A 6,651-nucleotide genomic window follows, 5' to 3' on the forward strand; every position below is an offset into this window, starting at 1 on the left:
AAACCAAAACCAAAGCAGGTTCTGGAGTGTGACATGGATTTCGAGGCATTTTTCAAGAGCGAACTGGACGGGCTTCACAAAGAGGGCCGCTATCGGGTGTTCGCCGATCTCGAACGGCATCGCGGCAATTTCCCGCGCGCCACGCGTCATACTCCGGATGGCCCGCGTGAAGTGACCGTCTGGTGCTCCAACGATTATCTCGGCATGGGCCAGCATCCGGCCGTGGTCGAGGCGATGAAGGAAGCCATCGATCACTGTGGCGCGGGTGCGGGAGGCACCCGGAATATCTCTGGCACGACGCATTACCATGTGGTTCTCGAGCAGGAGCTTGCGGACCTGCACGGCAAGGAATCGGCGCTGATCTTCAATTCCGGCTACATGTCGAACTGGGCGTCGCTCGGAACCCTCGGCCAGAAGATTCCCGGCCTGATCATCTTCTCCGACGCCTTGAACCACGCGTCGATGATCGAAGGCATTCGTTATGCCAAATGCGAGCGGGTGATCTGGAAGCACAACGATCTCGACGACCTGGAAGCTAAGCTCGCGGCCGCCGACCCGAACGCGCCGAAGCTGATCGCCTTCGAGTCCGTCTACTCGATGGACGGCGATATCGCGCCGATCAAGGAGATTTGCGATCTTGCCGACAAGTACGGCGCGATGACCTATCTCGACGAAGTGCATGCAGTCGGCATGTACGGCCCGCGCGGCGGCGGTATTGCCGAACGCGAAGGCCTGATGGACCGCCTCACCGTCATCGAGGGCACGCTCGGCAAGGCCTTCGGCGTGATGGGCGGTTATATCGCCGCCTCCACGGCGCTCTGCGATTTCATCCGCTCCTTTGCCTCGGGCTTCATCTTCACGACGGCGCTGCCGCCGACGCTTGCCGCAGGCGCGATCGCCTCGATCCGCCATCTCAAGGCGAGCCCGTTCGAGCGCGTCCGTCATCAGGACCGGGTGCGCAAGCTGCGAGCGATGCTCGACCAGCGTGGCATTCCCCATATGCACAACCCGAGCCATATCGTTCCGGTCATGGTGGGCGATGCGGCCAAGTGCAAGTGGATCTCGGATATCCTGCTCGACACCTGCGACGTCTACGTCCAGCCGATCAACTATCCGACCGTGCCGCGCAAGACCGAGCGCCTGCGCATCACGCCGACGCCGCTGCACACGGATGCCGATATCGAGCATCTGGTCGGCTCGCTGCACCAGCTCTGGTCGCGCTGCGCGCTGGCAAGGCATGTGGCCTGATTGGGTTGAAAGCCGCCTGGCTCGCCCAGCCGTCATCCTCGGGCCAGTCCCGAGGATTTAGCCGTTGCAACACGTTGGACCGTTGTAGATGCTCGGGGCAGGCCCGAGCATGACTCGGGAGTGTCTCCGGCGTTGTCGCAACAACGTAGCTGGCGCTTACGCTGCCAATTCCTTCCTTGCGACGATCTCTTCCGCACGCCTCCGCGCTTCGGCATCTGCCGCAAAAACCTCGTCCATCGTCGTCGCGGCTGCATGACCCGCCATGTCGTCCATCACCTGCTCGGCGATATCGGCCATGTTCAGGAAACCGATGCGACCGGCGCAGAAGGCATGGAAGGAAATCTCCTCGGCGGCGTTCATGACCGCTCCCTGCATACCACCGCGCTCCAGCGCCGTGCGGGCCAGCCGGAGCGCCGGGAAACGCACCTCGTCAGGAGCCTCGAAATCCAGCCTGGCGAGCCTGGCGAAATCGAGCCGCTCGACAGTCAGCTTCGAGCGGTTCGGGTAGGTCAACGCGTAGCCGATTGCGGTGCGCATGTCCGGGCAGCCGAGTTGCGCCAGGACCGAACCATCCGCATACCCGACCATGGAATGGATGACCGATTGCGGATGGACGATCACTTCGATCTGGGCGGGCGCCACGTCGAAGAGATGTTTCGCCTCGATCATCTCCAGCGCCTTGTTGAACATCGACGCGCTGCCGATCGAGATCTTCAGGCCCATCGACCAATTCGGATGGGCACGGGCGATGTCCGCCGTCACGCCGGCCATCTGCTCGCGCGTCCAGGTGCGGAACGGACCGCCGGAAGCCGTCAGCACGATGCGCTCGACGGCGTGGTGCTGGTCGTCCTCCAGCGACTGGAAGATGGCGCTGTGTTCGCTGTCGACCGGAATCAGCCGTCCGCCGCCTTCGGCCACCGCCCTTACGAAAAGCTCCCCGGCGGAGACCAGGCATTCCTTGTTGGCGAGCGCGATATCGGCGCCGCGCCGTGCCGCCGCGAGCGTCGGAGCGAGGCCCGCCGTGCCGACGATCGCCGCCATCACCCAGTCGGAATCCCGCGCACCCGCCTCGATCAGCGCCTCGCGGCCGGCCGCGGCCTCGATGCCGCTGCCGGAAAGCGCATCCTTCAGCGCCGCATATTGCGTGTCGTCGGCAGTCACGGCCAGCTTCGCGTCGTATCTTCTGGCCTGTTCGGCAAGCAACGCGATATTGCTGTTGCCGGTGATCGCAACGACTTCGAAAGCCTCGCGTCCTCCGAGCTGATCCACGACGTCGAGTGTGTTGACGCCGATCGAACCCGTGGAGCCGAGAATGCTGAGGCGACGTTTGCCGGTGCCGGCCATGATAGCTTCCGTTTCACAAAACTGCCGCTGGTCTACAAGCGAAAGCCGTGGCTCACAAGAGCAGGCTTGAATTCCGCCCGGGCTGCGACCAAGTGCAGCTTGATCCCAAACGATGCTTCGAGCGAAATAGGAACATGAGCGAGACACGGGAAATCCATACCGCTTGCGTCATTGCCGGCGCCGGCCCGGCGGGCTTGATGCTCGGTTTCCTGCTGGCCAGGGCGGGTGTCGACGTCGTGGTTGCGGAGAAACATGCCGACTTCCTGCGGGATTTTCGAGGCGACACGATCCATCCCTCGACGCTGGAGGTGATGTACGAACTCGGGCTGATCGATGAGTTTTTGAAATTGCCGCATACGCGCGCGCCGAGGCTTTCCGCCGAGATGGGCGGGAAGACGATCACGATTGCCGATTTCTCCCGTCTGCCGGTGAGGAACCGTTTCATCGCCTTCATGCCGCAGTGGGACTTCCTGAATTTTCTCGCCGCCAAGGCGCAAAGCTTTCCGAACTTCCGGCTGATCATGGAAGCGAAGGTCACGAAACTGCTGGAAGAGCAGGGGCGTGTCGCCGGCCTGGGAGTGGAGACCTCCGATGGCACTCTGACGATCCGCTCCAGGCTGGTCGTCGGCGCCGATGGTCGCAACTCGGTCGTGCGGGAAAAGGCCGAGTTGGTCGTGGAAAGCTTCGGCGTTCCGAGCGAGGTCGTCTGGATGAAGCTCTCCAGGCAAGCTGGCGATCCGAACGAGGTGATGGGCCATGCGGGGCCGCGCCAGGGTTTCGTGCTGATCGATCGCGGTGATTACTGGCAATGCGGTTATGTCATCCGCAAAGGGACGTTCGCGGACATCCGCGAGAAGGGTGTCGAGGCTTTCCGGCGGATGGTGACAGACGTCTCGCCGTTGCCGGCTGATCGCATGCAGGAGATCCGGAGTTTCGACGATACCAGCCTGCTCACCGTCCGCATCGACCGGCTGGCGCGGTGGTGGCGGCCGGGGCTGATCTGTATCGGCGATGCGGCGCATGCCATGTCGCCGATCGGCGGCGTGGGCGTGAACCTCGCCATCCAGGACGCCGTGGCCGCGGCCAACATCCTGGCGCATCCGTTGCGGGAAGGCAGGCTCGCCGACGCCGATCTGGCGGCCGTCGAGAAACGCCGAGGATTTCCGACGAAGGCGACGCAGAAGCTGCAGCTCATGATGCGCAGCAGCCGGCGAACGGATCAGGCGGACGAGCGGAAACGCAAGGGTCCTCCCGCCTTCATTCGCGGCATCGCCCGCTGGCCGGTGCTTGCCCACCTTGCCGGCCGGCTTATCGGCCTCGGTTTCCGCATGGAGCATGTCAGGCCGCGATAAGCGGCCTGTTCTCCCGACGCCCGGCTTGCCTCCGTGGCGCCAGCCGAAGACTATTGTCTGGTCGCGCGAATGGACCAGACTTCCGGGGGCGTCATCGCCATCTGGGCGCTGGACACGCTTGCGAGCTGCGGCCTTTGAGCGGGAACGGGAACCGCGAGCGGAAGCGTCAGATCGTCCGCTTCCGCCACTGTCGTGGCGGGCGCCGCGACGTCGTTCATCGCGATCATTCCCGGCGAAGCAGCAAGGTGCGGCGCGAAGCTCAGGATGTAGTCATCCGCCGCTTTCGGTGCCGGGGTCTGCAGTTCGCCATCGTCACCGCGTTTTTCGTAGAAAGCGTTACCGCCGGCGACCGTCACATAGTGCATGTTGTCATAGGGGAATTTCAAACCATCGCGATGGAAGAACATGGCTTCCTTCACCTGGGGATTTCGTTCGCCCCGAAGGATGGCGTCGGCTGCTTCGTTCAGCTGAGGTGCCGTTTCCTCCTGCATCGCCCGCGTCATTAGGCCGGGGGCGAACTGTCTCTCCTGCGAAACCACGCCGCAGATCGTGCCCGGATAGGCGCCGGAGGTGAGCCGGTTCATGACCACGCTGCCGACGGCCATCAGGCCATCCTTGCTCGACCGCTTGGATTCGAAATACATGGCCCGCTTCAGGCATTCACGATCGGCAGTCGTGTAGCTGTACACCTGCTTCTTCGGAATGTTGGAGATCGGAGCGGAATTCGCCTTCACGGAAGGCTTGGAGATCGACGATGTCGTCTGGGACGAGGTGCAGCCGGCCAGAAGAGCGAATCCGACCAGGCAGGCAAGCCCTCGAAAAGCAGCGTAAGCAATCGCCGTCATGAACGTCCCCGCGATAAAATTTCACAAATCACTTCGGCGTGAAAAGAGGTACCGCAAGTGCCGCTTCGGATCAAACGAAATCTATAGAAGTCAAAAAAGTTAAGAAAATCATTCCAGTCGCCCAAAAAGAAGGGAGCATCGGGGTCCCTGAAAGCGTTCCTTCTTCAAGGAGATCGGGAATGTCGCCTCCAAAATGATTCGGCGGGGCGAACGGGTTCATCGAAAAGCGGATATCGGAACCGGCGCAGGCCGGTTGTTCAATCTTTGTGAAGGAACCGCGGCGATGGTGCTGCCATCCTCAGGCGATTCGCCCGACAATGGTGGAGACAGAATGACGGTTCTACAGTTCCCGGCCGACCGGCGCGCCGGCGATGTCAAACGATGCGCCGAAGCGCTCAGGCAGCTCCATGGAGAAGCGGCCAACCGCTTCTGGCGATCGGAGATGACGATCTTTGCCGGGACACTCAGGGGGCAGGGGGTGGCCGACGAGGAGATCTCGCGCCAGGCAGGCCTGTTCATGCATGCGGTCCAGATGGAACTGCAGGCCGCGTTCGCGGAAAGCGAACTGAACGTTTCGGCCTGACCTGTCTTAAGTGAAATTTCCAGTTGATTACCTTATCAATACAACACGAGGAAGATACGCTCGAATCCTGAAAGGGATTCGATAATGAAAATCGTTGAGACTGTAATGCTGCTTAACCGAGGTTCATTCGCTGCATCCGGTGCATGGACAACAATTCGTAGCAATGTTCATTCAGCTATTGCGCAAGCAGAATGGCCTGTAGGCTCCGGTGCTTTCACCATTTACCCGGAGAGTGGCAAGAAGTCCGGGCACGGCAACGGGGTCGTTCCTATCAAGGCCAAGCCGATGAAGCTGTTGCAGGAGGATGGCTGGACACTGGAATATCCGTGGGAGGTTACCACAAAGACTGCCGTAACAACCCGAGGGCGTGCCAAGGGTACAAGACCCGGTGACATTGACGCTGCGAGACAGTTCGACGAAGGCTTGGTGGTCGTTGAATGGGAGACAGGCAATGTGAGTTCGTCTCACCGCGCTATCAACAAGATGGCTCTTGGCCTCGTTGCCAAAAAGTGTGTAGCGGGCGTGCTCATCATCCCAAACATGAAGCTGGCGAGGTATCTTACCGACCGCATTGGTAACATTGAGGAAATACGCCCATATATCCCTCTCTGGGAAAATCTCAGCGTTGCCGAAGGCGTCCTTGAACTGGTTGTCATTGAGCAAGACGGTGAGAGCACGGATAGCCCGAGAATACCGAAGGGAAAAGATGGACGAGCACAAGAAGCAATGCTCGCCGCACTCATTGCAAAAAGCTAATCCTCAACGTGATCGGTGTTTGCGTGGTGAGCTATATCTTGGTTTATTAACCGCTCTTTGATCTGCTGCGAGAAGTCCAGTTCGCTGCCGATCCAATAACGGTTCTTCTTCTCGCAAACTGCGAAAGTCGTACCGGACCCACCAAATGGATCTACGACCAAGTCTCCCTCGATCGTGCTGATCTCAACTACACGATCGAGGAGCTTAGTTGATAGGGCGTTTGCTGGCCGGCCCTTCGATTTGAACTTCCAGTGTCTAACTGTCGGAATATCAGTCCAAACGTCTTTCAGATTGACGCCCAGCGGGTTCATCGCGTGCCGATGCCCGCCGTAATCTTTGATCTCTCCACCACAATGCCGACAGACCTCAATAGGCGTGCGAATTTTCCTAAACGTCTTGGGCTTCCCCTTCGTGAAATAAAGTAATGAATAGTGAGCAGGGTATAATCGACCGGGAATAGGTAATGTAGATTTCACCTCAACTGTGATGTCATGGCGAAACATCATCCCCAGTTCCATCAGAT

7 protein-coding genes are annotated in these 6,651 nt (G+C 60.2%); 4 read left to right on the forward strand and 3 right to left on the reverse strand.

What is annotated here, in order from left to right:
* Positions 1 to 33 precede the first annotated feature (33 nt).
* The gene (gene hemA, locus ACFFP0_RS03355) at positions 34 to 1,248 is read left to right on the forward strand and encodes a 5-aminolevulinate synthase (RefSeq protein ID WP_377256196.1); all 1,215 of its coding nucleotides are present in this window, start codon (positions 34 to 36) and stop codon (positions 1,246 to 1,248) included.
* 156 nt (positions 1,249 to 1,404) lie between these two features.
* Here the strand turns inward: hemA and dxr are convergent, their stop codons facing one another.
* On the reverse strand, positions 1,405 to 2,592 hold the full coding sequence (gene dxr, locus ACFFP0_RS03360) for a 1-deoxy-D-xylulose-5-phosphate reductoisomerase (protein ID WP_377256200.1): 1,188 nt from the start codon (positions 2,590 to 2,592) through the stop codon (positions 1,405 to 1,407).
* A gap of 134 nt (positions 2,593 to 2,726) precedes the next feature.
* Between dxr and ACFFP0_RS03365 the strand changes: the two genes are divergently transcribed.
* Positions 2,727 to 3,944 (forward strand): FAD-dependent oxidoreductase, encoded by a 1,218-nt coding sequence (locus ACFFP0_RS03365; protein ID WP_377256203.1) that lies wholly within the window; start codon positions 2,727 to 2,729, stop codon positions 3,942 to 3,944.
* Between the two features lie 50 nt (positions 3,945 to 3,994).
* On the opposite strand, the gene ACFFP0_RS03370 is transcribed toward ACFFP0_RS03365, so the two are convergent.
* Positions 3,995 to 4,789 carry a cell wall hydrolase gene (locus ACFFP0_RS03370; protein ID WP_377256207.1) on the reverse strand — a complete coding sequence of 265 codons (795 nt, stop codon included), beginning with the start codon at positions 4,787 to 4,789 and terminating at the stop codon, positions 3,995 to 3,997.
* Between the two features lie 331 nt (positions 4,790 to 5,120).
* Here ACFFP0_RS03370 and ACFFP0_RS03375 point away from each other — a divergent pair, with 331 nt between their 5' ends.
* Positions 5,121 to 5,372 carry a DUF6074 family protein gene (locus ACFFP0_RS03375; protein ID WP_377256210.1) on the forward strand — a complete coding sequence of 84 codons (252 nt, stop codon included), beginning with the start codon at positions 5,121 to 5,123 and terminating at the stop codon, positions 5,370 to 5,372.
* 84 nt (positions 5,373 to 5,456) lie between these two features.
* Positions 5,457 to 6,128 carry a PDDEXK family nuclease gene (locus ACFFP0_RS03380; RefSeq protein ID WP_377256212.1) on the forward strand — a complete coding sequence of 224 codons (672 nt, stop codon included), beginning with the start codon at positions 5,457 to 5,459 and terminating at the stop codon, positions 6,126 to 6,128.
* Here the strand turns inward: ACFFP0_RS03380 and ACFFP0_RS03385 are convergent.
* The coding region (locus ACFFP0_RS03385; protein WP_377256215.1) for a DNA methyltransferase at positions 6,125 to 6,651 on the reverse strand (527 nt) is incomplete at its 5' end. The two genes, ACFFP0_RS03380 and ACFFP0_RS03385, sit on opposite strands and share 4 nt — an antisense overlap.

It is taken from the genome of Neorhizobium puerariae, from assembly GCF_042429745.1.
GTDB lineage: Bacteria > Pseudomonadota > Alphaproteobacteria > Rhizobiales > Rhizobiaceae > Neorhizobium > Neorhizobium puerariae.